Here is a 25,085-nt window from a genome sequence, read left to right on the forward strand (position 1 = left end):
GCCCGCTCCAAGACATTCCCAGGCTAAGGCACCATGGCAACCGATCCGCAGCCCGCGATTGCGATCCGGGGCGTGACCAAACGTTTTCTGAGCACGCTCGCCCTTGATGGCGTCGACCTGACGATCGGCCGAGGCGAGATCCATGCGCTGGTCGGCGAGAACGGGGCCGGCAAGTCGACGTTGATCAAGATCCTCGCAGGCATCTACCCACTTGACGACGGCAAGATCGTCCTCGATGGCCGCAGTCTCAATCCGCACCTCGAGCCCGTGCCGATCGCCTTCGTCCATCAGGACCTCGGTCTCGTGGACGAGCTCAGCATTGGGGAGAACGTGGCGCTAGTGGCCGGCTTTCCGCGTCGCGGCGGTCTCATATCCTGGAAAGATGTCTGGCAGCAGACCGAGCGCATCTATGCCAGCATGGCCATCGACCCTCCCGATCCACGCGCGCCCGTCGGATCCCTGAGCGCTGCCGGCAAGGCCATTCTCGGCATCGTGCGCGCGCTGTCACGCGATGCACGGATCGTGGTACTCGACGAGCCCACCGCCTCGCTGCCGGGACCCGACGCATTGCACCTTTTCGAGGTGTTGCGGGGCTTGCGCGCGTCGGGCACGAGCATCCTGTATGTCAGCCACCGACTCAACGAGCTCTTCGGTCTTGTCGATCGCGTCACAGTGCTGCGCGATGGCCGGAATGTGAGTTCCAGCCCGATCGAGGGGCTGACGACCGAGACCATCGTGCGCGACATGCTCGGCCGCGACCTGCAGCTCGACCACGTCGCTACCGCCAGGGCGCGCGAGGCGGTGCCGCTCCTCACCGTCGAAAACCTGTGCGCCGGCAATCAGGGACCGCTGTCGTTCACGGTCGGCAAGGGCGAGATCGTCGGCCTCGTGGGACTGCGCGGCGCCGGACAAGAAGTCATCGGCCGCGCAATCTTTGGTGCCCATCCCCACTCCGCCGGCACGATCCGGCTCGTATCGGAAATCATTCCCGTCGATCAGCCGATCAGCGCGCGCATCGGCAAGGGTATTGCCTTGCTCGCCGGCAACCGCCTCAGCGAAAGTACGCTTGGCGGCATGTCGGTGCGCGAGAATCTCTTTCCCAACGTTCGGGCCGTATCGGGCGCGCTGTTGAGGCCCATCGATACGGGAGCTGAACTGAAGGCCGTGCGGGACCAGCTCGAGCGCTTCGACGTCCGCCCGCGCAACGCCGCCGCGCTCATCGACTGGTTGAGCGGCGGAAACCAGCAGAAGATCTTCGTAGGCCGCTGGCTGGCGACAGGCGCGAAGCTCTTCATCATGGAGGAGCCTACCGCCGGGGTCGACATCGGCGCCAAAGGCATCATCCATCGCACGCTGCGCACCATCGCAGACGATGGTGCGGCGGTGCTAGTCGTTTCATCCGACTTCGAGGAAGTCGTCGCCCTTTGCGATCGCGCACTGGTCATGGGACGCGGCAAGATCACGTCCGAGTTGACCGGCTCGACGCTGACACTCGAAGGGCTTCTCACCCGTTCTTCCATGGCGGGCGGTCAGAGCGAGCGGGTCCATTGAAGGCGGAGAGGGATATGACGGAGAGCACATTCCAGCGCAGCGCGACGCGGCCTCCGCGCCAGGCAGCGCCGTCAAGCGTGCTATCCAATCTGGTGGCCACTTACGGCCTCGTCTTCGTCTTCGCTCTGGTATTGCTGGTGTTCGGCGTGCTGAGGCCTTCGAGCTTCTTCAGCGCCATCAACATCAACACGATCCTGGTCAGCCAGTCGGTGACGGCAATGCTGGCGCTCGCGGAAATGGTGCCGCTTGCCACAAAGCAATTCGACCTGTCGATCGGCTACCACCTCGGCATGGCACAGGTGCTGGCCGTCGGCTTGCAGGTCAACCAGGGCCTGGGCTGGCCGGAGGCGGCCGCGCTGATCCTCCTGCTATCGATCATGGTCGGCCTCTGCAACGGCCTGCTGGTCAGCGTCTTCCACATCGACTCCTTCATCGCGACGATGGGAACGGGAACGCTGCTGTTTGGCGTGACCAACTGGTATTCCAACGGCGAGCAGATCAGTGGCTTGAATCTTTCGGTCACCTTCACCGACCTCACGCAGATCGTTCATGGCGTACCGTTGCCGGCGGTCTATGTCGCAATCATCGCGCTCGCGCTGTGGATCGTGACCGAATACCTTCCCATCGGCCGCAATCTCTACGTGATCGGAGCCAACGTCCGGGCAGCCGAACTCACGGGCATCAACATTCGTCGCCACATCATCGGCGCCTTTGTCGTATCAGGCCTGCTCAGCGGATTTGCCGGCATCGTGCTCGGCAGTATTCTGCAAACGGGGACGCCGAGCGTCGGACCCGAATATCTGCTGCCGGCGTTTGCGGCGACGCTGCTCGGAGCGACCTCGATCAAACTCGGACGCGTCAACGTGATCGGGACGCTTCTGTCGGTGCTGTTGCTGGCCTTCTCCTTCTCGGGAGTCCAACAGCTCGGAGCACCGTTCTATGTCCAGTACTTCTTCAACGGCGGGATTCTCATCGTGGCGGTAGGCTTGTCGGTCTACGCCACGCGACGGCGTCAACGCGCCGCCACGACCGCCCGTTCGCCCAAACCCTGACAACACGACCTGACAACAAGACCTGACAAGGAGGACGCCATGGATCCATTCGAGGTCTACGACAAGCGCTTCGTGCAGTACACGATACCAATCGTTTTCCTGGAGAAGCTGCATACCGGCCTGCGCTGGGCCGAAGGACCGGTCTATTTCGCCGACCAGCGCAGCCTCCTGTTCAGTGACCTGCCGAGCAACCGAATGCTGCGTTACGACGAGGAGACCGGACAGGTCTCGGTGTTCCGCAGCGATTCCAACTTTTCCAACGGCAATACCCGCGACCGCGAAGGACGGCTCGTCACCTGCGAGCATCGCGGACGTCGGGTGACGCGGACCGAATATGACGGCACCATCACGGTGCTGGCCGACCATTACGAAGGCAAGCGCCTCAATTCGCCCAATGATATCGTGGTGAAGTCGGATGGAACCGTATGGTTCACCGACCCCACCTACGGCATCAGCGCCGAGTATGAGGGCAGCAAAGCCGAAAGCGAGATCGGCAGTTGCAACGTCTATCGCCTCGATCCGCGCGACGGCAGCTTGCGCATCGTCGTCGACGATTTCAAGCGACCCAACGGGCTTGCGTTCTCGCCGGACGAGAAGACTCTCTATGTCGCGGACTCCGGCTTCTGGCCCAATCCCGACTGGCCTCATCACATCCGGGCATTCGACATGGCAGGTGACGGGCAACTGCGCAACAGCCGCGTTCTCGCCGAAATCGCCCCGGGCATCCCGGATGGATTCCGCGTCGACATCGACGGGAACGTGTGGACCAGCTCCGGCGATGGCGTGCGCTGCATCACGCCGGGCGGCGATATCATCGGCCGGATTCCCGTGCCGGAGAAGACCGCGAACGTGTGCTTCGGCGGACCGAAGCGCAATCGCCTCTATATCTGCGGCCACACCTCACTCTACGCGATCCATGTGAACACACGTGGCGCGCAGACGCCGTGAGCGCCTCCGCGTTCCAATCAGGATAAATTCATGACACGGATTGCATTGATCGGAGCCGGCGTCGTCGGCTCCTCCTGGTCTCTTGTCTTTGCAAGAGCCGGCTTCGAGGTCGCCGTCTACGACGCCGATTCCAACTCTGCTGCGCGCGTACCGGACTTCGTGCGGACGGCAGCGGCCGGCTTCGAGGCGCTCGGCCTTATCCTGCCCGATCCGGCCGAGACGATCGCCGCGCGGGTCAGGCCGACGAAAAGCATTGAGGAAGCGCTCGCCGGCGTGGACTATGTTCAGGAAAGCGTACCGGAGCGGCTTCCTATCAAGGTCGAGCTCTACAAGACACTCGACGCGCTGGCCGGACCACAGGTTGTTCTCGCGAGTTCCACCTCCGGCTTCCCCGCCTCCGCTTTCACCGAGACGATGGCAACGCGCGAGCGTTGCCTCGTCGTCCATCCCATCAACCCGCCCCACCTCATTCCGCTGGTGGAGATCGTGCCGTCGCCCTGGACGAAACCCGATGTCGTGGAGCGCGCCCGAACGCTGATGCTGCGCATCGGCCAATCCCCGATCCAGCTAAGGCGCGAGATCAGCGGCTTCGTGGTCAACCGCCTGCAGAGCGCGCTGCTCGGCGAAGCCTTCCGTTTGGTGGAAGACGGTATCGTGAACGCTGAAGAAGTCGACCGCGCCATTGCCGACGGACTCGGTTTGCGCTGGAGCTTCATGGGTCCATTCCAGACCATCGATCTCAACGCCAAGACCGGCATCGCGGAATATTGCCGCAACCTCGGTCCGATGTATCACGGTCTTGCCAAGGAACAGGCGGATCCACGGCCCTGGCCTGACGCGTTGGTCGCAACGGTCGAAGACACGCTTCGCAAGCAGACGTCAGCCGACGACATTCCAGCGAGACAGCGATGGCGTGACAATTTCCTCGCGAAACTGGTCGACTTCAAGAGGAGCTTGACCAGTCCAGCGGCCGGATCGACCGGCGCGTCGTAACGAGCTGCCTACGCCAACCCAGAATGGAGCATGGGGAGCGGTTTGGATCTGCGAACCGAGGTCCGAGGTCCTTCTCTTCGACTCGCCACGATCAAGCGGAGAGGCGGCAGCGATCCGGGCGACGAAGGATGGGTCGCAATGCGCACACCGATTGGGGCTTTTGGATCAGAAACGCGCATCTTGATGATCGAAATTGAACCTCCCGGATCGCCGCGGTAGTGCCAAAATCTCTTCATTTCCGTTTGATTCCGACAAATTCGCCTGTTTTGACAAACGTTACGCCAAGAGGACCTTGGCAAAAGCTTCAACTATGCTCAAAATAGATCAATAGACGTCAGCTAGTGCGCTAACGATGTCGCCCTAAGCCGAGCAAGTCTGACAAAACAAGGGAGAGTTCAGCGGTGGAGGCCATCGAAGGCGGCAGCCTCACGCAAGAGACGAATCTAATTCCCGCGGCTCGACGCGCTAAGGCGCTCGAACTCATTCGCCGCGATGGAGTGATTTCGATTCAGCGCCTTGCCGACGAGATCGGAATGTCGATTTCGACGGCTCGTCGTGATGTCGACTACCTGTCGGCGGCGGGCTATCTCGAACGCACACACGGCGGCGCGCTACTGAGCGTTCGCTCGCGAACCACCTTCGAACCAGCCACGGATATCGCCGATCAGGTAGCGCGGCCCGCCAAGATCGCAATCGGTCGCTGGGCGGCAGGCCTCGTCGAGGATGGACAGAGTGTCATCCTCGACTCGAGCTCCACAGTTCTGGAAGCTGCGCATGCGCTCACCGAGCGTGACCTGTCACTCACTGTTGTCACCAACGATCTCCGAATTGCCATCGCCCTGCGCGAGCGGCCGAAGGTGCAACTGATCGTGCCCGGCGGTCAGGTCCGTCCCGGGTCGTTCACACTCGTTGGCTCAGCCGCACAGAGCGTCATTCGCTCGCTGCATGCAGACATCGCGCTGATCGGCGTGCACTCGCTGGCGCAACTGCGGCCAAGCGACACCTCGCTTGAGGTGGCCAGTCTCAAGCAGGCCTGGATCGAGGCCGCGAACCGCGTGCTGCTCCTGCTGGACTCATCGAAGTTCGTACAATCCGCGTTTTGCGAAATCTGTCCGATCCAGCGCATCCACGACGTCATCTGCGACGATGGTCTTGATCCCGGCCACCGGAGGGCGCTCGAGCAGCTCGGCGTCCGCGTTACCCTCGTCCCGGTCGGAAGCCCGGCATGAACTCCGATTCGCCCACATCGGACGCGCTCGCGCCAGCCATAGTCATCCTCGCTGACGACCTGTCGGGTGCCGCGGATTGCGGTGTCGCATGGACCGAACTGGGACTTCAAACCGTCGTCGCGCTGCGATCGGGTCTAGCAACTTCAGGCGCAGACGCATTGGCGATCGACGCAAACACCCGCGCGATGACCGCAACCAAGGCGGCCGAGGTAACGGAGCATCTTGCATTATCATATCGCGACCGCCTGCTCTTTAAGAAGCTCGACTCGACCCTGCGCGGACACCTGGGCCCAGAGCTCGGTGCCGTGCTGCGCGCGCGCCGCACCGTGCAGCGGGACGCCGTCATCATCGTTGCACCCGCCTTCCCCGCGCTCGGACGCACGACCGTGAATGGCCATCAGCACCTGCATGGCGTCCCGCTCGAACGAACCGAGATCTGGCGCCGCGAGCAGAGTGGTGAAACGGCTTCGATCCCGGCAATGCTGGATGTCCGCGGTCTGCGTACCAGTTTGCTCCCACTCCACCAGCTTCGAGCGGATATCGGGACGGTTTCGGCGAGGCTGGATCAACTCTCGGACGGCTGCGATGTGATCGTTTGCGACGCCGAGACCGACCTCGACCTGGCTGCTATTGCGGCTTCATCGCTGCGACTCGGTTCGCGGGCTCTCTGCGCGGGCTCGGCGAGGCTGGCGCGACAGCTCGTCGAAGCGGCGCGCCTCTCAAAGCCGCGGGCGTCCCCGGCAACGCCCGCGATCGACGGGTCGATGCTTTTCGTTATTGGCAGCCGCTCGAACGTCTCGCGACGGCAAGCCGCCGCCCTTGCTGCGTGCGAAGCAGTGGCGAACGTCGCCAGCGATCCGACCGCAACGCGCGCAGAGCTGCTTGGCTCGGGCGCTGCGCCCCGCCTCGAAGCGGCACTTGCCGCCCGACAGGACGCGATCATCTGGCAGCCGGAGACTTGCGGGATGGACGACGCCGAAACGCGCGGCTGTAGTGGCGTCGCGGCGCTGCTCGCTGCGGAACGGGACCGGATCGGCGCGCTGTTTGCCACTGGAGGCGCGACGGCGCGCTGCCTGCTGGAAGCACTTGATGTCGAGGCGCTCGATCTCGTCGGCGAGATCGAACCCGGTGTTCCCATGGGCATCGCGCGAGGCAAACGTCGATTTCCGGTGATCACCAAGGCTGGCGCTTTCGGCACGGACTCAACGCTCGTGAAGTGTTGGTCATATCTGCGGGGCAATTCTTCGCCTCAGGCAGGGCCTGCACCCGCATATGGAAGGATAAGCATGTGAAGCCGCCTGTTGTGGCAATCACCATGGGCGATGCCGCTGGTGTCGGCCCGGAAGTCATTATGAAGGCGATGGCGGACGCGACGCTGTACCGGACGTGTCGTCCGTTCGTCATCGGCGATCGCCGCAGGCTCGAGACGGCAGGCGCCGTCGTCGGCAGCGATCTGCGCGTTCGCGCCCTTGCCGCCGAGGAACTGATCGAAATTGGATGCGAACCGGGCTTTGTCGACTGTATCGATCTCGGCCTCATCCCCGCAGAGCTGCCCTGGGGCGAACTTTCCGCGACGGCTGGCGACGCGGCGTACCGCTACATCGAACTGGCCGCCCGTCTCGCGATGGACGGTCGCATTGATGCGATCTGCACGGCCCCGCTCAACAAGCAGGCGCTTCATATGGGCGGTCATCGCTTTCCCGGCCACACCGAAATGCTCGCCGCGCTGACCGGTGTCGACGAAGTCTCGATGATGCTCACGGCCCCCAACCTGCGGGTCATCCACGTCACGACTCACATCGGCTTGATCGATGCCATCGCCAAGATCGAGCCAGGCCTGGTGGAGCGCACCATCATGCGCGCCGAGGATGTGCTGGCAAATTCCGGACTCGCGCGGCGGAAGATCGGTGTTTGCGGCATCAACCCGCACGCCGGCGAGAATGGTTTGTTCGGCCAGGGCGAAGAGGCAGATAAAATCGAGCCCGCCATTGCCGTTTGTCGCGGGCGCGGCCTCGATGTCGAAGGACCGTTGCCAGCGGATACGCTGTTTTACCGCGCAGGCCGCGGCGACTTCGACATGGTTGTCGCCATGTATCATGACCAGGGCCATGGACCGGTGAAGGTGCTCGGCCTGGAGGCCGGCGTGAACATAACGGTGGGTCTGCCCGTGATACGCACCTCGGTTGATCACGGCACCGCCTTCGACATTGCAGGAACTGGTAAGGCCGACGAACGCAGCCTGCTCGAGGCACTTCGCCAGGCGGTCGAGCTCAGCGTCGGAGGAAGACGAAGGCCACCACCACCTCGATGAAGACTGAACGGCGTTGATCGCGCCAATCAAGAATCCCGGCAAAATGCCGGATCAAAGGGAGGAAGCAGATGAAAAAAAGACGGACAGAAGTATGCTCGGCCGCGGCCATCGCGGTGGCAGCACTATTTGTCGGCGGGGCGCATGCCGCTGACACCTACATGCCAACGTGCTTCGCGCCCGCGGCCGACAGCGCCTCGGTAATCAAGTACACAGCCAAGACCGGCCCGTTCAAGATTGCGCTGGTCAACGGCTACGTCGGCAATGATTGGCGCAGCACGACGATACAGGCTGCCAAAGCTTGGGGGGCACGCCCCGACAATGCCAAGGGTTTATCCGAATTTAAGATCATTTCAGTCGGCAACGATTCCGCAGCACAGATTGCCGCAATCGACAATTTCATTGCCGCCGGTTACGACGGGATCGTCATCAACGCCGTGAATCCGACCGCGTTCGACGCAGTCGTCAAGCGCGCCAAGCGTGCCGGCACAGTGCTCGTCACTTACGATAACGTGCTGGATTCAAATCAGATCGTTCAGATCAACGAAGACCAGGTCGAACTCGGGCGCATGAAAGCGCAGGCCGTGGTCGACGGTATCAAGGCAGAAAAAGGCAAGGTCGCCGGACAGGTGCTCGAGATTTCTGGCCTGCCGGGCAACAGCGTCGATCGTGACAACCACAACGGAATGCGCGAGGTGCTGGACAAGTACAAGGACCTCAAGGTCATTCAGGTGGTCGGCAATTGGGATGTCGGGACTGCCGCAAAGGTGACTGCTGATGCCATCGCGACCAACGGCAAGTTCGACGGCGTGATGGTGCAGGAAGGCGCGGTTGGTGCACTGGGCGCCATGGCCAGCGCCCATCACCCGATCGTCCCGATCGGCGTCGACGCCGGCAATGGCACGCGCATGATCGCCTTCGACAGCAAATATCCGGGCGTGACGGCTGCGCAGGCCCCAGCGATGTCGGCGGTTGCGCTTGAGGCCACCGTGGCGCTGCTGAAGGGCAATGCACTGCCACAAAAAGTCAACCTGCCCATACCCAACAAGAAGAACGGCGACTTGGCGGAAGGGAAGGACTTCTTCCGCAACCTGCCGAAGACATTCTACACGACGACGGGCTATCCACAGTGCTTCCCGGTCTTCACGCCGGAAGAACTGATGGGCCAGAGCCCCGAAAACAAGAGCTGACGGCGCACACGCCGGCCGGCGTCCGCCGGCCGGCTGGCAACCCGGAGTGGCCGATGGCAGATCCCTTCATTCGATTGAAAGCGGTGTCCAAGTCTTACGGTGGTGTCCCGGCATTGACGGACGTCGACTTTCAGTGCGAATCGGGCCTCGTCCACGCCATTCTCGGCGAGAACGGAGCCGGCAAATCGACGCTGATGAAATTGCTAGCCGGCGTGATTCAGCCGGACGCCGGAGAGATCGCGATCTCCGGCCGGCGGACGACGCTGGCTTCGCCACGCGACGCGGCCAAGCACGGCATCGTCTGCATGTTCCAGGAGCTGTCGCTGATGCCGCATTTGACGGTCGGCGACAACATTGTGGTCGCTGCGCCGCAGACGCGATTCGGACTACTGCGCCGAACCGCGTACAATGATGCTCGCGCGACATTGGATGCGATCGGCGCCACCGGCATCGCGCTTTCGACACGGGTGTCCGAGCTGTCGTTGGCGGAACGGCAGCTCGTCGAGATTGCTAAGGCCCTGTTTCGCAAACCACGCCTCCTGATTCTCGATGAAGCCACGTCGGCGCTGACGAGCGAGTTGGTGGAGACCGTCTTTGACGTGTTGCGCGAATTGAGAAAGAAGGGCGTCGCTATCCTGTTCATTTCGCACCGGATGCACGAGGTGAATGCCATCGCCGATCGTATCTCGGTGTTTCGCAACGGTCGGCACGTCGAGACCTTCGACGCCGGCACACGCAGCGCGCATGACGTCATCGACCTGATGATCGGGCGGTCGCTGGAGGAACTGTTTCCTGCACGCGACGCTACTCCGTCGGACGACGCGCCGATCATTCTCGATGTTTCGGACGTGAGCTGGAACGAGCAGCTGCACAACGTCGACCTGCACGTGCGCAAGGGCGAGATCGTCGGCCTCGGTGGCCTCGATGGCCAGGGGCAACAACATCTGATGCACGCAGTATTCGGCGTACTGCGCAAGGTATCCGGCCAGATCCAGGTCAACGGCAGGTCGATCGGCGGCGTGCTGCCTTCGCAAGCCAAACGTGCCGAGATCGGCCTTGCCCTGGTGCCCGAAGACCGCAAGACCGAAGGCTTGATCCTCGACATGTCCGTCACGGAAAATCTGGAGCTGGCAACGTTGAGCCGTGCGCCGTTCGGCCTGCTCGACCTGAACGGCGAAAGTGAGCGGCGTACCCGGCAGTTGATCGACCGGCTGTCACTGACTTACAGCTCTCTGGATGCTCCTGTCGCCACTCTTTCCGGCGGAAATCAGCAAAAGGTGGTGCTGGCGAAATGGCTGGCGCTATCGCCGAAATGCCTTCTCCTGATGGACCCGACCCGCGGCATCGATCTTCCCACCAAGGCCCAGATCTACCGATTGTTGCGAGAGCTTGCGCGCGAGGGCATCGCCGTGGTCCTGCAGTCCACCGACTATGAAGAACTCATCCATCTTTGTGACCGCGTGTACGTTTTCTACAACGGGCGAGTGGCCAAGGAGTTGCGCGGTGAGGAACTGTCGCCGAGCGCGCTGATCGCCGCGTCCATGAACGTACGGCCGACGGTAGATGCGCACCAACAAGAGTTGCAACGATGAAGTCCTCGTCCATCAGCCTGCTGCGAGGCAACAGCAATCTTGCGATTGCGTTGTCAGCACTCGTGATCTTGTTCACAGCGTTCGTCGCCATCCACCCCCGCGGACTTTCGACTTACGTCCTCACGATCTGGTTCAATCAAGGGACCCTGCTTGGTCTCGCCGCAATCGCACAGTTTTTCGTAGTGCTCGTTCGTGGCGTGGACCTTTCCGTCGGCCCTATCGTTGCGCTGACCAATGTTGCCGCCTCCTACCTGCTGGTCGGCTCACCAGGCGCTATTGCCCTCGGCGCCGGCGTGGTCGTTGCCCTCGGCGTGACATGCGGGTTGCTGAACGGAATCACCGTGGTTTACGGGCGCATTCAGCCGATCGTCACGACGCTCGCCACCGGCAGCATGATCTCCGGCCTAGCGCTGCTGTTGCGACCGACCCCTGGTGGAAGCATCGACGAAAATCTATCAGACGCACTCACCTACGACATCTACGGCATACCAACCTCGGCACTCCTGCTGTTCGGCATTCTCATCGCGCTGGTCGTTCCACTGCGCCAGAGCCTTTTTGGGCTGACATTGTACGCGACCGGATCCGCCGAATCGTCGGCCCACATGACCGGGGTGCGTGTCGATCGGGTCAAGCTCGCGGCCTATGCAGCAAGTGGTGGGTTCTCTGCACTTGCCGGACTATACGTCAGCATGGTCACGTTGACGGGCGACCCGGCGATCGGCCCCTCCTACACCTTGAACTCGATCGCGGCCGTCGTGCTCGGAGGGGTTGCGCTCACCGGCGGAGTTGGCAGTCCACTGGGCGCCGTCGTCGGAGCTTTGATCCTCAAGACGATCTCGTCGTTGATGTTCTTTTCTGGATTGCCTCCGTTGGCACAGCCGTTCTTCGAAGGTCTCGTGCTCGCCGCGGCCATCGTGCTTGGTGCCCTCGGCATGCTGCGAATCCGCAATCGGCTTGAGTTGTTTCAGTAATGACTGACCCCGCCGCCTCCCTGCCCATTCATGCACGCCGCGCCAACCTCGTCGACAGGATCGGGGTTTCGGTCGTTTTGCTTACCGCCGCATGTGTTGCGCTGATCCTTGGCGGCGCGATCATCTATCCCGGATTTCTCAATCCGGGATACATCCTGCAGCAGCTCCAGATCGCCTCGTTTCTCGGTGTGATTGCGACCGGCGCAATGCTCGTCATTCTGCTCGGTGAGATCGATCTTTCGATTCCATGGACCGTCACCGCTACGGCTATCGTCGTCACCAGTCTGGCGGGCAGCCACGACGGCTTGCTAGCCGGCCTCGCCATACCGCTCGGACTGACCGTGGGCGCTTTGGTCGGATTCGTGAACGGCGTTGGCGTCGCGGTGTTTCGTGTACCTGGCATGGTTTGGACACTGGCGGTCAACGCGATGCTCCTCGGCGCCACCGTTTTCTATACTGGGGGATTCAAGCCGCAAGGCGCGGTGCCGTGGCTGGCCACCTACGCCGCAGTCGGCCGTACGCTCGGCATCCCAAATGCTTTCCTGCTTTGGCTGACACTCGGTGCGATAACGCTATGGCTCCTGCACCGAACGATCTATGGCCGCTACCTCTATGCAATGGGCAATTCGCAGCGTGCCTTGTTTCTTGCTGGCGCGCGCGTGCGCACAGTCACCCTCTGCACCTTCGTCCTGGCGGGAACGTTATCCAGCTTGGGCGCGATCCTTCTGACCGGCTACACCAATCAGGCTTATCAGGGGATGGGAGACCCCTATCTGATGCCGGTGATCGCAACGGTCGTAGTCGGAGGCACCTCGATCCAGGGCGGAAGCGGGACTTATCCAGGAACATTCGTCGGCGCGGTGTTCATCACGCTGCTGTCCTCGATCCTCGCCGTGATGCAAATGCCCGATGCTGCCCGCCAGATCATTTTTGGAGCGATCATCCTGGCGATGCTACTGGTCTATCGTTGGTCGGCCGGCCGAGCCGCGGCGAAGTAGGTGCGATACGCTACGGCATAATCTTAGCTACGCGTCATGCGTCGATGCGCGATGCATCGTGGGCGTTAGCTCCCGCACCGCCGGCTCCTACCGACTTTAGTCTGCTTTCATTTTGGGAGGATTGGTCGTGTCATAAAACTGTCATACAGCAATCGCGGCGAACTTGATGAGGCCTAGATGGGCCGTCATCGAAGGTGATTACGACTTCGTGATCAGCCAACGGCAATGATTCTGCGTACTGCATCGTACCGATGCGCGGATGATCCTTTGGATCGACGGCAATGGTCCGCGCTACCCCCAACGCCCCCTCCCGTCCATTGCACGTCGCGGCGACGCTGACCTGGGAAATACCCAGGACGCTGATCAACAGAACTGCGCCGTGTAAAAGCGAGGCCTTGAAGCGCATTGCTACCTGCTCCGGAAATTGTCCTTATCTAGCCAGAACCAACTTTCATCCAGTTAAAGGTAATACTGGATCACGCGGCTTCGATCATTGACCCGGACAGGAAGCCAGTCGTTGCTTTCGAGCAGCCGCAGCGGTTGTGCTAAGCGCTCTTCCGCGCTTTCGAGACGCCCGCCCCATTGCCTTAAGCCAGACGAACCCGATCGACGCTTGTCAGGCCACGACTGCGCCGGCGTTGGACGGACAGGCACTGTCGCAATTGCTTTCAAGGGACCTCAGCTGCTGTACGGCAATAGAGCAGTCGGCTTAAGCAGCCAGGCGACATTCCATCGCTGCCTTTTGGAACCGTAACTGGCTTTCGCCATCGCCGCAATCACCGCCGGTCTAAAGGCCCCGGCGGTTGAGCGCTGGCCCTAGTCATCGTCTCCACTTTTCACAGCGTCCTTGGCGACCTTCAACGGCGAAGCCTTCACCGACTTGCTCGCGGGCTTCGCCGCAAACTGCATCGGCTCCTTCGTGAAGGGATTGACCCCCATCCGAGCTTCAGTCGCGGGTTTATTCACAACCGACACTTTCACAAAGCCTGGAATGACGAACTCGCCGGACTCGTTCAGTTCCTGGTATCCAACGGTAGACATATAGTCGATGACTGACCTGACATCGTTTTTCGAGAGCTGCGTGCCTTCCGCGATCGCGTCGATCAATTGGGTCTTGGTCATTTTCGCCATCTCTATATTCCTTTTGTGCGACACTCGCTGGACGCGGCGAACCAGCGCGCGTTTGATTCATGCCAGCTGCCACGGAGGCGTCCGCCTTAAGCCTATCGAGCCGAAAAACGCAAGCGGCAAGGCCACAGCAACTGCAAGCGCTCCGTAAGGTTAGGTGAGTCGTGCGGCGACAGTTCCAAACCTAACCAAATGATTATCCTGGGAGAGCGCATGCGAACCTGATCAGAATCGATGACCAAGGGACGCAGCTACGAATGCATCCGCCTTGGGCACGGAAACGCGCATTCGTCAGCACCGTTCGCCGATCTCGCCCGTTGATTGCTCGATGACGAAGCATGAGGACACCGCCTCAACTCTTGCGAGACGGGTGATAGGTGAATGGATCGCTTCTCCATCCTTTGCCGCGTCGGACAAGGAGGCCGATGGCAGTCAACTTGCGACAGGTCGGATTGACGCGCTGTATCGTGGCGTTTTCACCAAACAACCGTTCTGCGAGCTGACGTTTAGTAAGTCCTGGCTGTCCGCGAACCAAGCGGACAATTTTCTGCGCAACTGTCATGGTCACCGAAATTGGTCGACCAGATCAACCGACGTAAGCGCCCTACGTCAATGACCAAATAGGGTACGTGGCACGAGTGAAGTCGGATCCCGGCTACCAAAATTGTACTTCGCGATTCGCTTTGCTGATGAGCGCACGCGTGGGCTTGAAGCAGCTTCAATTCGGCCGAGCGCCTGAGCAAGCTCTTACTGCATCGAACTGGTTTCGCATACCAACCACAAGCGCTACCCGCGTCTGGTCCATAGTGCGCAGACCAGCGGCAGCGGCTGCGCCGCACTACCAGCCAAGCCGAGCGTCAGCCGGGGCCACCCGCCACGAAGCTTGAGCGGACATCATACCCTCACACATGCGCCGGCGATCGCTCCGCGCCGATGAATAGGACCGGTCGACCTGTCAATGCGGGGCCCAGCCCTAGTCGGGTTTCTCGAACACGATCGCCCCGGTTTTGGGATCTGCGTGGAATTCCCTCTTCTGGCCGTTCTTGACGCCCTCACCTTCCCACCGACCGTCATCAGCCTCCAGCTTGGTGACTTGAGTGTAGCCGGACTGAAGCACCTTTGCCTTCACCTGCTCCATGGGCATCCAATCGGCACCAGGCTGATCGGCTCTCGCCACCGCGTTCAACGCCAGGAGACAAAGAGAGAAAACAGCGGCCAGTTTCATGCCAACCTCCCTGAAGTTTGGATCCCAACATCATAACCAAGCCAGCGTTCCAGTCGCCGTGGAATTTGAAGGGCCGCAGCCGATTAATACGGATGGGCGTCGCCAAGGATTTGAAAAAGCAGGCGCGAACCGCTGAACAGGCGGCGGTACGAACGGCTGACGAGCTCGCAGCCCGGCAGATGATGAGCCTGGCCCAGGCTTTTCGATCTCAAGCTGACATTATCAAGCGAAACAAGAAAAAGAAGAAAGATGAGCTTCACCGTAAAGGCTAAATGCAAATTCGGTGAGGTCGTTCACCGCCGCAGTTCGCCCGAGGCAGCTCTGAGGAAGGCCAAGGAGCTTTCGAAGACCTGCTACGATATCCACATCGTAACCCCTGGGGGGCGGGACTACGCCTCCTCCGAGTTTGGGGATCTTCCCCGTTCGCCTGTCGGCTTACCCCCCGGCCGGAAGGCTCATCCCCAGGTACCAGGATAGGCTCCGGGCGCGCGCACGTGAGAACGGCGCCTGCCTCCCTTTCGTGCCTCACCGCTCCATACGGACTTCGCGCTCGATGGCGCATCGTCGCGCAAATGCCGGTCGTAACCCAAGGCGGCCGGCATGCGAACCCCGCCCTGCGAAGGCGGGGTTTTATTTTGAACCTTGCGCACTGGCCGAAGACAGATGGGGGCTGGGGAAATTTCAGGGCCCGGTGTTTAGGCCAGCGTCGCGCGACGAAGATACTCCGTCCACGCGACGCTGTTGCTTTTTAAACTTCAGCCATAGGTTTGGCTATAATAGTTGGCGGCTCGAGCCCTGAAATCCCCAGCCCGCCAACTGTGAGAGACCCCGCTCAGCGGGGGTATCTTTTGAACGTTGCGTAGTGGCGCCGACGTATTGTGGAGGTGATTTTTCATCCCACTCCCCAGGCGGGGTTTTCGCGCCGCTCCTGTCTACCGTTCCCGATGCGCTTTTTTCTTTTTAGATTTGATTACGTCGGCTTGCGCCCTGTAGGCCCGGGCCAGAGCCATGAGACTGGCCGATGAGTCCGGGTCGAGCGAAGATGCTGCTGCGCGCTCTGCCTTATCGGCCTGCTTCCGAAGCGATTTGGTTATCTTTGCCATCAGTGAGGTACGTACTCGTAGACCACGAGTGCGCCAAGGCTGAGCATGGCAACAAGCACTGCTACCGCAAGAACCGACTGTGACTGCATGCTGCATCCCCAGGTTCCGGCCTGTTGCCAGCCTAATCCAGAACGCCCACTTTGATCTAGATCAAGGCTGAGAACGTATGGCGCACCACGGAAACTAATCGGGCCAAAACATTTACCAATACGTCTCGGTAGTCCCACTGAGAAGCTGACCAAGCTGCAGTTTCCTTTCGCTTAATCCGAACTAGGACAGTCAAACAATCAAATTAGGACAGGGGCTTTAAATACGGACGGCACCCGGAGTTGCAAGAATCTTCGGGCGGTGAATGACCGCAACCTATCGCGTCAGCGACCCCGGATGCGACGCGATGGCGTGGCCGGCTGTGCCCGACGGCTTGCTAATGTCCCACCACACGTCATGTTCGGCCGAGGCTGCCGGTGCACTCGTCAGGCGAATCTTCGAAGGCATGGAATCAGCGCGGCGAAGACGATGTCAGGTTCGATTAGGGCTGGCTCGGAGGCGCTGGGCGAACAACGTATGAACCCGTCCAGGGGAACGGACGGGTAACATCCCCGGGTAACATCCGAAAAAAAGCCGAATGATTTCAATGGAAAACGTGGGTTTATGGTGCGCTCGGAGGGACTCGAACCCCCACGGTGTTACCCACTGCCACCTCAAGGCAGCGCGTCTACCAATTCCGCCACGAGCGCTTGGGATACCGGATGGAACCCCGAAGGCACCGCCGGATCGACGGGGCCATGTAACAAATCACGGATGCAGGGACAAGGCGATTAATGCGGGAATTAACTGCGAACGCCGGGAGATTTCGGCAGCATTTGCTTGACCTCGACCGCAATCCGGTTGCGGTCGACCAGGACCACCCCGCTGGCCACCGGCAGGTTGTTGGCGAGGATCTTGACCTCGTCGGCCTCGGTGGCATCCAGTTCGATGATGGCGCCGCGGGATAGCCGCATGACCTGGTGAATCGGCATCGTGGTGGTGCCGAGGACCACCATGAGATCAACGCTGACTTTATCGAGGGTGGGCACTTCTGAACCGCCGAACGGGAACTAGATTGTGGGTTCACCTGACCACGTTAGGGTTAGCTAATGGTTAACGACCGCCAGAGCCTCGATTTGACGACCTTTGCGCGCCCTTCGGGCGAAGGCGCGGTCGAATGGCGGATTTCGGACCGCGCGGTGCCCTACCCCGATTCGCTCGCCGCTATGGACGACCGGGTGGCGAAGATCGCAGCGGGCTCGGCCCCCGAACTGGTATGGCTGCTGGAGCACCCGCCGCTCTATACCTCCGGCACCAGCGGCAAGGCCGACGATTTGCTCGCGCCGCGCTTTCCGACCTTCCGGAGCGGCCGCGGCGGTCAGGTCACCTATCATGGCCCGGGCCAGCGCGTTGCCTATGTGATGCTCGACCTCAAGCGGCGCCGGCCCGATGTGCGCGCCTATGTCGCTTCGCTGGAGGAATGGATCATCCGCACGCTCGCCGCCTTCAACGTTCGCGGCGAGCGCCGCGAGGACCGCGTCGGGGTCTGGGTGCGGCGCCCGGACAAGGGACCGGGCCATGAGGACAAGATCGCCGCGATCGGCGTGCGGCTGCGCCGCTGGGTCTCGTTCCACGGCATCGCCATCAATGTCGAGCCAGACCTCTCCCACTTCCAGGCCATCGTGCCCTGCGGCGTGGTCGATCCGCGCTACGGCGTCACCTCACTGGTCGATCTCGGGCTGCCGGTCACGATGGCCGATGTCGACGTCGCGCTCCGGCAGGCCTTTTCCGAGGTGTTCGGCGACACCGCAGCGCGCCTGCCGGAAGCGACGTCATAGGCTTCACGCCGCCTTCTGCGGCGCGACCTCGAGCTTGCCGGCGATGTAGCGGCGCTCCTGGGTGAGGCCGCCGAAGCCGTAGGCGTCGCCCTTCACCTCGTCGACATGGGCGTAGCTCTCGGTGTGGAGCGGCCCGAGCAATTCGCCCATCCGCTTGAACAGCGCCGTGAGATAGGCCGCCTTCTCGTCCTTGGTGTTGGTGCCCTCGGTGACGTGGATGTCGAGCCAGTAGCTTGCGAGCCCCTGCTCGGCGAGCGACTTGCCGCCCGCGAACCAGTCGTCGGCATCGGCGCACTTCACAATGATCGCAGTGACCTTGGGATCTTTGTGCAGAATCCGTGCGGTCAGGTCCGACACGGCGGCGGCGATGTCGGACTTCAGCGACGGCCGCTCGCGCGAGGTCGCGTAGGTGACGGTGATGAGCGGCATGATCGGTCTCCTTGAATTCGGTTGGCGCGGGTCAATCGCGCCTCCTCTAGCTAGACCTTCGCGCATCATCTTGGTATCTTATCTATATGAATAGCAATGATAACGATCATTGATCATGACCGCCACGCTCGATATCGACACCGTGCAGGCCTTCCTTCTGGTCGCCGAGCTGCAAGGCTTCACCCGCGCCGCCGAGGCGCTTGGCACCACGCAAGCGGCGATCAGCATGAAGTTGCAGCGGCTCGAAACGGTGCTGGGCAAGCGGCTGGTCGAGCGCTCGCCGCGCGCGGTGCGGCTGACCGCCGACGGCGCGGCCTTCCTGCAGCACGCCCACGCGCTGATCGAGGTGCATGATCGCGCGCTGGCCGGCGAGAAACCGGCGCGCCAGCAGCTCACGCTCGGGATCAGCGATCACGCCGCGGGTCCGGAGCTGGTGCCGCTGCTGGAGCGGCTGCACGCGATGGCCTCCCAGCTTGCCCTCTCCGTGACCATCGGCTTCTCGCGCGAAATGCTCGATGCGTACGATGCTGGCGAGCTTGACGCCGTGATCGTGCGCCAGGAAGGCAGCCGGCGCGGCGGCGAGAAGCTGACCGAGGACGAATTCGGCTGGTTCGCCGCCAAACGCTTCGTCTGGCCGCGCGGCGATGCGCTGCCGCTGGCAACGCTGGCGCCGCCCTGCGGCGTGCGTGCCCTCGCCGTGCGCGCGCTCGACAAGGCCGCTATCGCCTGGACCGAAAGCTTCGTCGGCGGCGGCGTCACCGCGGTGGTGGCGGCCGCGCTTGCAGGGCTTGCCGTTGCACCCCTGGTCCGCCGCATCGCGCCGCCGGGCCTGGTCGATATCGGCCCTGCCCACAAGCTACCGCGGCTCGGCACATCGAAGGTGATGCTGCATTCGAAAGTCGGCGATCCCGCCAAGCTCGCGGCACTCAGGACGCTGGCTGCAACGTTTCGGAGCGTGGCGTCTGCGGCATAGGTTGAACATCGTAGCGGTTCACATCGAGTCTTCGCCTGTCGCCAGTTCGGACATGACGAACCAGTAGGTCAGGCCGGCGACAAACCCGGCCACGACGAACAGGCAAATCAGTCCGGATGTCCAGACAGCCGGGGATCGTAGAAGGACAGTGATGCTCAACGCGCCGATCGCCGCGCCTGCGCAGGCGAAAAATCCCGCGGCTCGGATATGGAACTCCTCGGTGAACCAGACGACGATCGCCGTGGGAATTGCTGTGAGCAGACAAGTGATGACGAAGACCGCGGCCGACGGAAGCAGCATCACGACGACGCCGTAGAGCAGCCGCGCGACATCGCCGTGCGACGTCATCATCAGAATGGTCTGACCGACGGCGGAAATCACCGCGGTCGCGGCGCCGCAGCCCGCAAGCCAACCTCCGAATGCACGGGAACAGGTGCTGCACATCCAGGCCTCCTCACAAGATCGCATCGAACGCGCTGCGCAAGGTTTCGTGCCGGAACACAAAGCCGTTGCTCAGCGCCTTGTTCGGCAGCACGCGCTGGCCGCCGAGCAAGAGCTCGTCGGCGAAGTCGCCGCCAACGGCGCGGAGCAGCGCTGCCGGCACGCGGAAGATCGCCGGCCGGTGCAGACGGCGTCCGAGTTCCTCGGTGAATTTCGTGTTGGTCACCGGGATCGGCGCGGTCGCGTTGACAGGACCGGACAGCTCAGGTCTCACAATCACATGCGCGATCAGGCGCACGAGGTCGTCGCGCTCGATCCACGACATCCACTGCTTGCCCGAGCCGAGCGGGCCGCCGAGACCGAACTCGAACGGCGTCAGCATCCGCGTGATGAAGCCGCCATCGGTGCCGACCACGAGACCGATCCGCAAATATGCCACGCGCACGCCGTGATCCGCGGCCGGCTTCGCCGCATTCTCCCAGGCCTCGCACAATTCGTGACTGAAGCAGGCGTGGGATTTCGCCGACTCCGTCAGCACCTGGTCCTGCCAGAGTCCGTACCAACCGATCGCGGAGCCGCTCACGAGTACCGACGGCTTGCGTTCGAGGCGCGCGATCAGCTTGATCACGTCAGACGTCATGTCGATCCGTGAGGCGATGATCTTGCGGCGCTTGGCCTCGGTCCACAGGCCGTTGCCGATCGGCTCGCCCGCGAGATTGACGATGGCGTCGATCCCGGAGTCGGCGGGCAATTGGTCGAGGCTCGTGATCAGCGTCACCGGCGGCGTCAGCATGTCGGCCTTTGCCGGATTGCGGATCAACGCAATCACCTGATGGCCGGATGCGGCGAGGCTCGCGACCAGGCGGCTGCCGATGAAGCCGGTCGCGCCGGTGACGAGCACGGTCCGCCGCGCCGGCAATTTCTCGACCAGCGTCGCGGCCGGCACGCTGACCATCCGTCCGAGGCGTCTGGCGGCGGCAAAGTCGCGCGCGCCGAACAGCGCGGCGCCGAAGGCCGCAGCCGTCGCGAACAGACTTAACGGACCCACATAGGGCGCGACGGCGGTCGGCAGCATCGCCCAGCCGATCAGGACCGGCACCAGCAGCACAAGGATGGCGCCGTAGTTGATCGCCAGCAGCGTGTGATTGATCCGCTCGCTCGGCGGCAGCTTTCGGCTCAGATCCTCCTCGACGAAATCCATCAAGGTGATGACGACCTCGACGACGAGCACGGCCATGATGGCGATGGCAAAAATGCCGTGCACCTGCAGCCAGCCGAGCACGAGGAACAGCAGCGCATAGAGCATGTTGCGCACGCTGTGCAGCTGGAGCTCGTGGCGCTGCGAGGGACGCCACGCCAGCCGCTCGGTGAATTCGTGATGATAGAACGTATCGAATGCGCCCATCGCAATCTGGATGGCGACAAGCGTCCAAAGCAGCGGCGTCATGGCGTGGCCTCCCTGAACACGGCGGACTGACGGATCAGCCGGCCGAAACGCGGGTGGATGATCTCCAGCGTGAAGCGGAAGTCGCCGCAGCCGAGATCGGAATGGGTCACGGTGAGATCGCCCGGCGTGAGCCATTCGGGCAGCGGCAGGCGAAACGGGCCGAGTTGCAGCGAATAGCCGACGCTGCGAAACACCAGCGCCTCGTGCTCGACCGCGATCCGCAGCGCCATGCTGACGCCGAAGCCGACATATTCCTCGAGCCCGGTCGAACCGGCAAAGCGCTTGGCGGAATGAATCACCTGCGGGAAGCCGTCGCGGCGCGCGCAGATGCGGGTCCAGACCTGGCCGCCGCTGGCCGCGTCCTCGGTGACGGTGACGATCATCGGCACGCGCGTTTCGGTGCCGGTCGGCAACGGCCCGCCGATCAGCCGCGCGGCCTGCGCCAGCCACCAGCCGAAGCGGCTGCTCGCCGCCTCCTCGACCTCGCCGACATAGACGACGGTGTTGCCGTCTTCAAACCGTTTCGAGAAGCGCCGCCAGATCGCAACCGGCAGGCGGCCCCAATCCTCGTCCGACAGCAAGGCGCGGAAGCGATGGTCGTCGAGCAGCTTTGTATCGGAAGCCGGTGCTGTCTTTAAGGTGGATATCCTTGCTGACGCCATCGCACGCTCCCGTTACGCCGCCGCCTTTATTTGGCCCTGCCCGTGGGCAGGAAACTCACGATCTTCTCGCCGAGCTTGATCAGCGCGACCAGGCGCGGCCGCGGCACGTTCAGCATCTGCGTGTACCAGCGGTCGACCAGTTCGGTGAATGTCAGCATCTCCTTCAGCCGCTTGCTCGCGAGCGGGCTGATCGCCGGATCGTCGGCCGCGTCGGAGACGCAGGCGCGCAGCGCTGCGAGCGCGGGATCGATCTCGCGCTCCTTGCGTCCCGCCGCGATCTTGGCCGCGACCTCCCAGATGTCGGTCTCGGCCTCGAAGTGGTCGCGGCGGTCGCCAAGGATCGGCACCCGCCGGATCAATCCCCAGGACAACAGCTCCTTGATTGAGTTGGAGACGTTGGAGCGCGCCATGCCGAGGGTGTCGGCAATGTCCTCCGCCGTCATCGGCGCTTCGGCGAGGTAGAGCAACCCGTGGATCTGGCTGACCGAGCGGTTGACGCCCCATTCGTCGCCCATGTCGCCCCAATGCAGGATGAAGCGCTCGACGACGGCAGGGAGTTTTTTCTTGGCGGTTATTTCTGTCATAACAGAAATATCAGACTGTTCGGAGCAGAAGTCAAGGCTGGCCATGCCGGTCCACGAAGGCGCAGGAGACATGGCAGGTCTCCTGACCTATCCGACGCCCCGGCGAATGCCGTTCGTCACAGGTGAGGAGTTTTCCTTTGTGGCCCCCGAGCTGTTCGTCCAAGCTGATCCGGGTGGATGATTTTGGGCCGTGCACCGGATTGCCCGCGTCACGGCCGCAATGGAGATTGCGCATGCCAGCGTCCGACCAGGAGTTCGTTGGGTCCATTCCTGAGCTTTACGACCGGCTTCTCGTGCCGATGATTTTCGAACCCTACGCACGCGATCTGGCGCAACGCGCCAAGATTCTTGGCCCCCGCGACCTGCTTGAGACGGCAACCGGCACCGGCGCCGTCACCCGCGCGCTGGCGTCCGCGCTCGGCAGCGACACCAGGATCGTGGCGACCGACCTGAATGAACCAATGCTCGAACGAGCGAAGTCACAGATGCCGAGCGCGACTGCAATCACCTGGCGGCAGGCCGATGCACTAAACCTGCCGTTCGACAATGCGAGCTTCGACGTCGTCGCCTGCCAATTCGGCGCGATGTTCTTCCCCGATAAGCCCAAGGGTTATTCGGAGGCGCGCCGTGTGCTGAAGCCGGGCGGCCGTTTCCTGTTCAGCATGTGGGGTCGCATCGAAGACAACGAGTTTGCCGACGTGGTGACCCGGGCATTGGCGGAGGTCTTTCCGGCCGATCCGCCGCGCTTCCTGGCGCGCACGCCTTATGGCCACTACGCGGCCGACCCGATCCGGGCCGACCTTGCAGCCGCGGGCTTCAGCAAGATCGAGATCGACGACGTCCGGCTGCAAAGCCGGGCGAATGCGCCGCGTGATCCTGCGATCGGTTTTTGCCAGGGATCACCGCTCCGCGGCGAGATCGAGGCGCGCGGCGGTATCGGCCTTGAAGCTGCGACCGAGCACGCCGCATTGGCGCTCGCGCGCCGCTTCGGCAGCGGCGCGATCGAAGGCCGGATTCAGGCGCTGGTGATCTCGGCGGTCGCGTAACGACGCGCTTCAGACCGTCGGCAGGACCGAGAACCGCTCCCCTGCCCGGCGCTGGTTCAAAAGATCGGAGTTGCCTGATGCGGCGTGCACGGCGGCGACGCGCGCCGAGAACGGACCGCGGTTGCATGCCGCAATCATGTCAGTGACGACGTCGTCGGGGCCGGCAAACACCGCCTCGACGCTGCCGTCGCGGCGATTGCGGACCCAGCCTTCGAGGCCGCGCGCGTTTGCCTGCTCGTCGACCCAGGCGCGATAGCCGACGCCCTGGACGCGACCGCTGATGGTGACGTGGCGGATCACGCCGCTCATTTTTTCAGACCGAGGAACTCGCCGCTGCGCGCCTTGGTCTCCGCCTCGCGCATGACGCGGCCGGTCAATTCGGACGAGGCAATGCCCCTCAGGTTCTTCGGCGAGGTGCCTTCGCGCAGCGCCTTCAACGTCTCGTAGACGGCCTGGGTTGCGGCCGCGAATGGCGCGTGGCCTTGCAGCGCGATCCTGACGCGCTGGCTTGCCAGATAGTCGAGCGCGGTCATCTCCTCCGGCGCGCCGCCGAGCACGATCGGCAGCGTCGTCGCGGCCGAGAGCGCCTCCAACTCGCCGCGCGATTTGATGCCGGTGAAGAACAAGCCATCGACGCCGACCGCCTCATAGGCCGTGGCGCGTGCGATCGCTTCGTCGAGATCAGTGATCGAGGCGGCACCGGTCCGGCCCAGGATGACGAGCGATGGATCGCTGCGGCCGTCAAGCGCGGCCTTCATCTTGCCGACACCTTCTTCCAGCGAGATCAGCTGGGTCTTGGCCTGGCGGAACGCCTGCGGCAGCAGCGTGTCCTCGATGGTAAGGCCGGCCGCGCCGGCGGCCTCCACTTCCTGAACCGTGCGGCGGACATTGAGCGCGTTGCCGTAACCGTGGTCGGCATCGACGAGCAGCGGCAGCGTCGACGCACGCGACATGCGGCGTATCTGCTCGGCGAATTCGGTCAGCGTGATCAGCGCAATATCGGGATCGCCGAGCACGGCGAGCGAGGCCACCGAGCCGCCGAACATGCCGAGCTCGAAGCCGAGATCGTCCGCAATCCGGATCGAGGTCGCGTCATGGACCGAGCCCGGGCGAATGCAGGTTGATCCGTTGAGAATCGATCGCAGTGCTTCGCGGCGTTTGCGGAAGGCCATCTTGGTGACTCCTTGTTCGTCCTTGCAAAGGCCCGGCGACAATCTGATCGCCGAAGCCTTCGAAGGTGGAGCTTCTTAGGCGAACTCCAGGATCAGCGCGTCGACCGCAAGCGTAGCGCCCGCGGCGGCGTGGATCTTCTTGACCGTGCCGTCACGCTCGGCGCGCAGCACGTTCTGC

Annotated in this window: 27 protein-coding genes and 1 tRNA gene; 15 read left to right on the forward strand and 13 right to left on the reverse strand. The window is 62.7% G+C overall.

Features of this window, described 5'->3' with window-relative positions; translation table 11 throughout:
- Positions 1-33 precede the first annotated feature (33 nt).
- From AC1VNY_RS22910 to AC1VNY_RS22960, 11 genes are all read left to right on the forward strand, one after another.
- A complete protein-coding gene (locus tag AC1VNY_RS22910; protein ID WP_482406873.1) occupies positions 34-1,551 on the forward strand; it encodes a sugar ABC transporter ATP-binding protein in 1,518 nt (505 codons plus the stop codon).
- A 14-nt stretch (positions 1,552-1,565) separates the two neighbouring features.
- On the forward strand, positions 1,566-2,603 hold the full coding sequence (locus AC1VNY_RS22915; protein ID WP_482406874.1) for an ABC transporter permease: 1,038 nt from the start codon (positions 1,566-1,568) through the stop codon (positions 2,601-2,603).
- 39 nt (positions 2,604-2,642) lie between these two features.
- Complete coding sequence (locus tag AC1VNY_RS22920) at positions 2,643-3,551, forward strand: SMP-30/gluconolactonase/LRE family protein (RefSeq protein ID WP_482406875.1); 909 nt, start codon at positions 2,643-2,645, stop codon at positions 3,549-3,551.
- Positions 3,552-3,581: 30 nt separating this feature from the next.
- Positions 3,582-4,544, forward strand: coding sequence for a 3-hydroxyacyl-CoA dehydrogenase (locus AC1VNY_RS22925; protein ID WP_482406876.1), 963 nt, complete (start codon positions 3,582-3,584; stop codon positions 4,542-4,544).
- A 401-nt stretch (positions 4,545-4,945) separates the two neighbouring features.
- Positions 4,946-5,773 carry a DeoR/GlpR family DNA-binding transcription regulator gene (locus tag AC1VNY_RS22930; protein ID WP_482406877.1) on the forward strand — a complete coding sequence of 276 codons (828 nt, stop codon included), beginning with the start codon at positions 4,946-4,948 and terminating at the stop codon, positions 5,771-5,773.
- The gene (locus tag AC1VNY_RS22935) at positions 5,770-7,065 is read left to right on the forward strand and encodes a four-carbon acid sugar kinase family protein (protein WP_482406878.1); all 1,296 of its coding nucleotides are present in this window, start codon (positions 5,770-5,772) and stop codon (positions 7,063-7,065) included. The genes AC1VNY_RS22930 and AC1VNY_RS22935 overlap by 4 nt, the downstream gene beginning before the upstream one ends.
- On the forward strand, positions 7,062-8,084 hold the full coding sequence (pdxA, locus tag AC1VNY_RS22940; RefSeq protein WP_482406879.1) for a 4-hydroxythreonine-4-phosphate dehydrogenase PdxA: 1,023 nt from the start codon (positions 7,062-7,064) through the stop codon (positions 8,082-8,084). The genes AC1VNY_RS22935 and pdxA overlap by 4 nt, the downstream gene beginning before the upstream one ends.
- 68 nt (positions 8,085-8,152) lie before the next feature.
- Entirely contained in the window at positions 8,153-9,271 is a 1,119-nt protein-coding gene (locus AC1VNY_RS22945; protein ID WP_482406880.1) for a sugar ABC transporter substrate-binding protein, read from the forward strand.
- Positions 9,272-9,324: 53 nt separating this feature from the next.
- Positions 9,325-10,863 carry a sugar ABC transporter ATP-binding protein gene (locus AC1VNY_RS22950; RefSeq protein WP_482406881.1) on the forward strand — a complete coding sequence of 513 codons (1,539 nt, stop codon included), beginning with the start codon at positions 9,325-9,327 and terminating at the stop codon, positions 10,861-10,863.
- A complete protein-coding gene (locus AC1VNY_RS22955) occupies positions 10,860-11,834 on the forward strand; it encodes an ABC transporter permease (protein WP_482406882.1) in 975 nt (324 codons plus the stop codon). Before AC1VNY_RS22950 ends, AC1VNY_RS22955 begins: the two co-directional genes overlap by 4 nt.
- Entirely contained in the window at positions 11,834-12,832 is a 999-nt protein-coding gene (locus AC1VNY_RS22960; protein WP_482406883.1) for an ABC transporter permease, read from the forward strand. The genes AC1VNY_RS22955 and AC1VNY_RS22960 overlap by 1 nt, the downstream gene beginning before the upstream one ends.
- A gap of 130 nt (positions 12,833-12,962) precedes the next feature.
- Here AC1VNY_RS22960 and AC1VNY_RS22965 read toward each other — a convergent pair whose 3' ends face one another.
- From AC1VNY_RS22965 to AC1VNY_RS22975, 3 genes are all read right to left on the reverse strand, one after another.
- A complete protein-coding gene (locus tag AC1VNY_RS22965; protein WP_482406884.1) occupies positions 12,963-13,238 on the reverse strand; it encodes a hypothetical protein in 276 nt (91 codons plus the stop codon).
- A 410-nt stretch (positions 13,239-13,648) separates the two neighbouring features.
- Positions 13,649-13,963, reverse strand: a complete 315-nt coding sequence (locus AC1VNY_RS22970; protein ID WP_482406885.1) for an HU family DNA-binding protein — start codon at positions 13,961-13,963, stop codon at positions 13,649-13,651.
- A gap of 970 nt (positions 13,964-14,933) precedes the next feature.
- Positions 14,934-15,185 (reverse strand): PepSY domain-containing protein, encoded by a 252-nt coding sequence (locus AC1VNY_RS22975; protein WP_482406886.1) that lies wholly within the window; start codon positions 15,183-15,185, stop codon positions 14,934-14,936.
- Between the two features lie 92 nt (positions 15,186-15,277).
- Here AC1VNY_RS22975 and AC1VNY_RS22980 point away from each other — a divergent pair, with 92 nt between their 5' ends.
- Positions 15,278-15,457 carry a hypothetical protein gene (locus AC1VNY_RS22980; RefSeq protein WP_482406887.1) on the forward strand — a complete coding sequence of 60 codons (180 nt, stop codon included), beginning with the start codon at positions 15,278-15,280 and terminating at the stop codon, positions 15,455-15,457.
- Positions 15,458-16,940: 1,483 nt separating this feature from the next.
- Here the strand turns inward: AC1VNY_RS22980 and AC1VNY_RS22985 are convergent.
- A tRNA-Leu gene (locus tag AC1VNY_RS22985) sits at positions 16,941-17,025 on the reverse strand.
- 93 nt (positions 17,026-17,118) lie between these two features.
- On the reverse strand, positions 17,119-17,364 hold the full coding sequence (locus AC1VNY_RS22990) for a FliM/FliN family flagellar motor switch protein (protein ID WP_021080574.1): 246 nt from the start codon (positions 17,362-17,364) through the stop codon (positions 17,119-17,121).
- A 60-nt stretch (positions 17,365-17,424) separates the two neighbouring features.
- On the opposite strand from AC1VNY_RS22990, the gene lipB reads away from it, so the two are divergent.
- Positions 17,425-18,153 (forward strand): lipoyl(octanoyl) transferase LipB, encoded by a 729-nt coding sequence (lipB, locus tag AC1VNY_RS22995; protein WP_482406888.1) that lies wholly within the window; start codon positions 17,425-17,427, stop codon positions 18,151-18,153.
- A 3-nt stretch (positions 18,154-18,156) separates the two neighbouring features.
- On the opposite strand, the gene AC1VNY_RS23000 is transcribed toward lipB, so the two are convergent.
- Positions 18,157-18,582: a tautomerase family protein gene (locus tag AC1VNY_RS23000; RefSeq protein ID WP_482406889.1), complete on the reverse strand. Its 426-nt coding sequence runs from the start codon at positions 18,580-18,582 to the stop codon at positions 18,157-18,159.
- Between the two features lie 115 nt (positions 18,583-18,697).
- On the opposite strand from AC1VNY_RS23000, the gene AC1VNY_RS23005 reads away from it, so the two are divergent.
- Positions 18,698-19,555, forward strand: coding sequence for a LysR family transcriptional regulator (locus AC1VNY_RS23005; protein WP_482406890.1), 858 nt, complete (start codon positions 18,698-18,700; stop codon positions 19,553-19,555).
- An 18-nt stretch (positions 19,556-19,573) separates the two neighbouring features.
- Here AC1VNY_RS23005 and AC1VNY_RS23010 read toward each other — a convergent pair whose 3' ends face one another.
- Genes AC1VNY_RS23010 through AC1VNY_RS23025 form a run of 4 tightly spaced genes read right to left on the reverse strand, consistent with a single transcriptional unit; the run spans position 19,574 to position 22,689 of the window.
- On the reverse strand, positions 19,574-19,999 hold the full coding sequence (locus AC1VNY_RS23010; RefSeq protein WP_482406891.1) for a hypothetical protein: 426 nt from the start codon (positions 19,997-19,999) through the stop codon (positions 19,574-19,576).
- Between the two features lie 10 nt (positions 20,000-20,009).
- Positions 20,010-21,443: a TIGR01777 family oxidoreductase gene (locus AC1VNY_RS23015; protein ID WP_482406892.1), complete on the reverse strand. Its 1,434-nt coding sequence runs from the start codon at positions 21,441-21,443 to the stop codon at positions 20,010-20,012.
- A complete protein-coding gene (locus AC1VNY_RS23020) occupies positions 21,440-22,105 on the reverse strand; it encodes a DUF4166 domain-containing protein (RefSeq protein WP_482406893.1) in 666 nt (221 codons plus the stop codon). The genes AC1VNY_RS23015 and AC1VNY_RS23020 overlap by 4 nt, the downstream gene beginning before the upstream one ends.
- 26 nt (positions 22,106-22,131) lie before the next feature.
- Positions 22,132-22,689, reverse strand: a complete 558-nt coding sequence (locus tag AC1VNY_RS23025) for a GbsR/MarR family transcriptional regulator (RefSeq protein WP_038385827.1) — start codon at positions 22,687-22,689, stop codon at positions 22,132-22,134.
- Positions 22,690-22,922: 233 nt separating this feature from the next.
- On the opposite strand from AC1VNY_RS23025, the gene AC1VNY_RS23030 reads away from it, so the two are divergent.
- Positions 22,923-23,735: a class I SAM-dependent methyltransferase gene (locus AC1VNY_RS23030; protein WP_482406894.1), complete on the forward strand. Its 813-nt coding sequence runs from the start codon at positions 22,923-22,925 to the stop codon at positions 23,733-23,735.
- 9 nt (positions 23,736-23,744) lie between these two features.
- On the opposite strand, the gene AC1VNY_RS23035 is transcribed toward AC1VNY_RS23030, so the two are convergent.
- From AC1VNY_RS23035 to AC1VNY_RS23045, 3 genes are all read right to left on the reverse strand, one after another.
- Positions 23,745-24,044, reverse strand: a complete 300-nt coding sequence (locus AC1VNY_RS23035; RefSeq protein WP_212056666.1) for an acylphosphatase — start codon at positions 24,042-24,044, stop codon at positions 23,745-23,747.
- Positions 24,041-24,907, reverse strand: a complete 867-nt coding sequence (locus tag AC1VNY_RS23040; protein ID WP_482406895.1) for an isocitrate lyase/PEP mutase family protein — start codon at positions 24,905-24,907, stop codon at positions 24,041-24,043. The genes AC1VNY_RS23035 and AC1VNY_RS23040 overlap by 4 nt, the downstream gene beginning before the upstream one ends.
- A 75-nt stretch (positions 24,908-24,982) precedes the next feature.
- Positions 24,983-25,085: biotin/lipoyl attachment domain-containing protein (locus AC1VNY_RS23045; RefSeq protein ID WP_482406898.1), on the reverse strand; the 103-nt coding region annotated here is incomplete at its 5' end.

The organism is Bradyrhizobium ferriligni (genome assembly GCF_056837965.1).

Excerpts from the sequence above, each read along its gene's own strand:
- AC1VNY_RS22910 (WP_482406873.1), top strand. The coding sequence starts at position 34 with ATGGCAACCGATCCGCAGCCCGCGATTGCGATCCGGGGCGTGACCAAA.
- AC1VNY_RS22915 (WP_482406874.1), top strand. The coding sequence starts at position 1,566 with ATGACGGAGAGCACATTCCAGCGCAGCGCGACGCGGCCTCCGCGCCAG.
- AC1VNY_RS22920 (WP_482406875.1), top strand. The coding sequence starts at position 2,643 with ATGGATCCATTCGAGGTCTACGACAAGCGCTTCGTGCAGTACACGATA.
- AC1VNY_RS22925 (WP_482406876.1), top strand. The coding sequence starts at position 3,582 with ATGACACGGATTGCATTGATCGGAGCCGGCGTCGTCGGCTCCTCCTGG.
- AC1VNY_RS22935 (WP_482406878.1), top strand. The coding sequence starts at position 5,770 with ATGAACTCCGATTCGCCCACATCGGACGCGCTCGCGCCAGCCATAGTC.
- AC1VNY_RS22945 (WP_482406880.1), top strand. The coding sequence starts at position 8,153 with ATGAAAAAAAGACGGACAGAAGTATGCTCGGCCGCGGCCATCGCGGTG.
- AC1VNY_RS22950 (WP_482406881.1), top strand. The coding sequence starts at position 9,325 with ATGGCAGATCCCTTCATTCGATTGAAAGCGGTGTCCAAGTCTTACGGT.
- AC1VNY_RS22955 (WP_482406882.1), top strand. The coding sequence starts at position 10,860 with ATGAAGTCCTCGTCCATCAGCCTGCTGCGAGGCAACAGCAATCTTGCG.
- AC1VNY_RS22960 (WP_482406883.1), top strand. The coding sequence starts at position 11,834 with ATGACTGACCCCGCCGCCTCCCTGCCCATTCATGCACGCCGCGCCAAC.
- AC1VNY_RS22965 (WP_482406884.1), bottom strand. The coding sequence starts at position 13,238 with ATGCGCTTCAAGGCCTCGCTTTTACACGGCGCAGTTCTGTTGATCAGC.
- AC1VNY_RS22970 (WP_482406885.1), bottom strand. The coding sequence starts at position 13,963 with ATGGCGAAAATGACCAAGACCCAATTGATCGACGCGATCGCGGAAGGC.
- AC1VNY_RS22975 (WP_482406886.1), bottom strand. The coding sequence starts at position 15,185 with ATGAAACTGGCCGCTGTTTTCTCTCTTTGTCTCCTGGCGTTGAACGCG.
- AC1VNY_RS22980 (WP_482406887.1), top strand. The coding sequence starts at position 15,278 with ATGGGCGTCGCCAAGGATTTGAAAAAGCAGGCGCGAACCGCTGAACAG.
- lipB (WP_482406888.1), top strand. The coding sequence starts at position 17,425 with ATGGTTAACGACCGCCAGAGCCTCGATTTGACGACCTTTGCGCGCCCT.
- AC1VNY_RS23000 (WP_482406889.1), bottom strand. The coding sequence starts at position 18,582 with ATGCCGCTCATCACCGTCACCTACGCGACCTCGCGCGAGCGGCCGTCG.
- AC1VNY_RS23005 (WP_482406890.1), top strand. The coding sequence starts at position 18,698 with ATGACCGCCACGCTCGATATCGACACCGTGCAGGCCTTCCTTCTGGTC.
- AC1VNY_RS23010 (WP_482406891.1), bottom strand. The coding sequence starts at position 19,999 with ATGTGCAGCACCTGTTCCCGTGCATTCGGAGGTTGGCTTGCGGGCTGC.
- AC1VNY_RS23015 (WP_482406892.1), bottom strand. The coding sequence starts at position 21,443 with ATGACGCCGCTGCTTTGGACGCTTGTCGCCATCCAGATTGCGATGGGC.
- AC1VNY_RS23020 (WP_482406893.1), bottom strand. The coding sequence starts at position 22,105 with ATGGCGTCAGCAAGGATATCCACCTTAAAGACAGCACCGGCTTCCGAT.
- AC1VNY_RS23025 (WP_038385827.1), bottom strand. The coding sequence starts at position 22,689 with ATGACAGAAATAACCGCCAAGAAAAAACTCCCTGCCGTCGTCGAGCGC.
- AC1VNY_RS23030 (WP_482406894.1), top strand. The coding sequence starts at position 22,923 with ATGCCAGCGTCCGACCAGGAGTTCGTTGGGTCCATTCCTGAGCTTTAC.
- AC1VNY_RS23035 (WP_212056666.1), bottom strand. The coding sequence starts at position 24,044 with ATGAGCGGCGTGATCCGCCACGTCACCATCAGCGGTCGCGTCCAGGGC.
- AC1VNY_RS23040 (WP_482406895.1), bottom strand. The coding sequence starts at position 24,907 with ATGGCCTTCCGCAAACGCCGCGAAGCACTGCGATCGATTCTCAACGGA.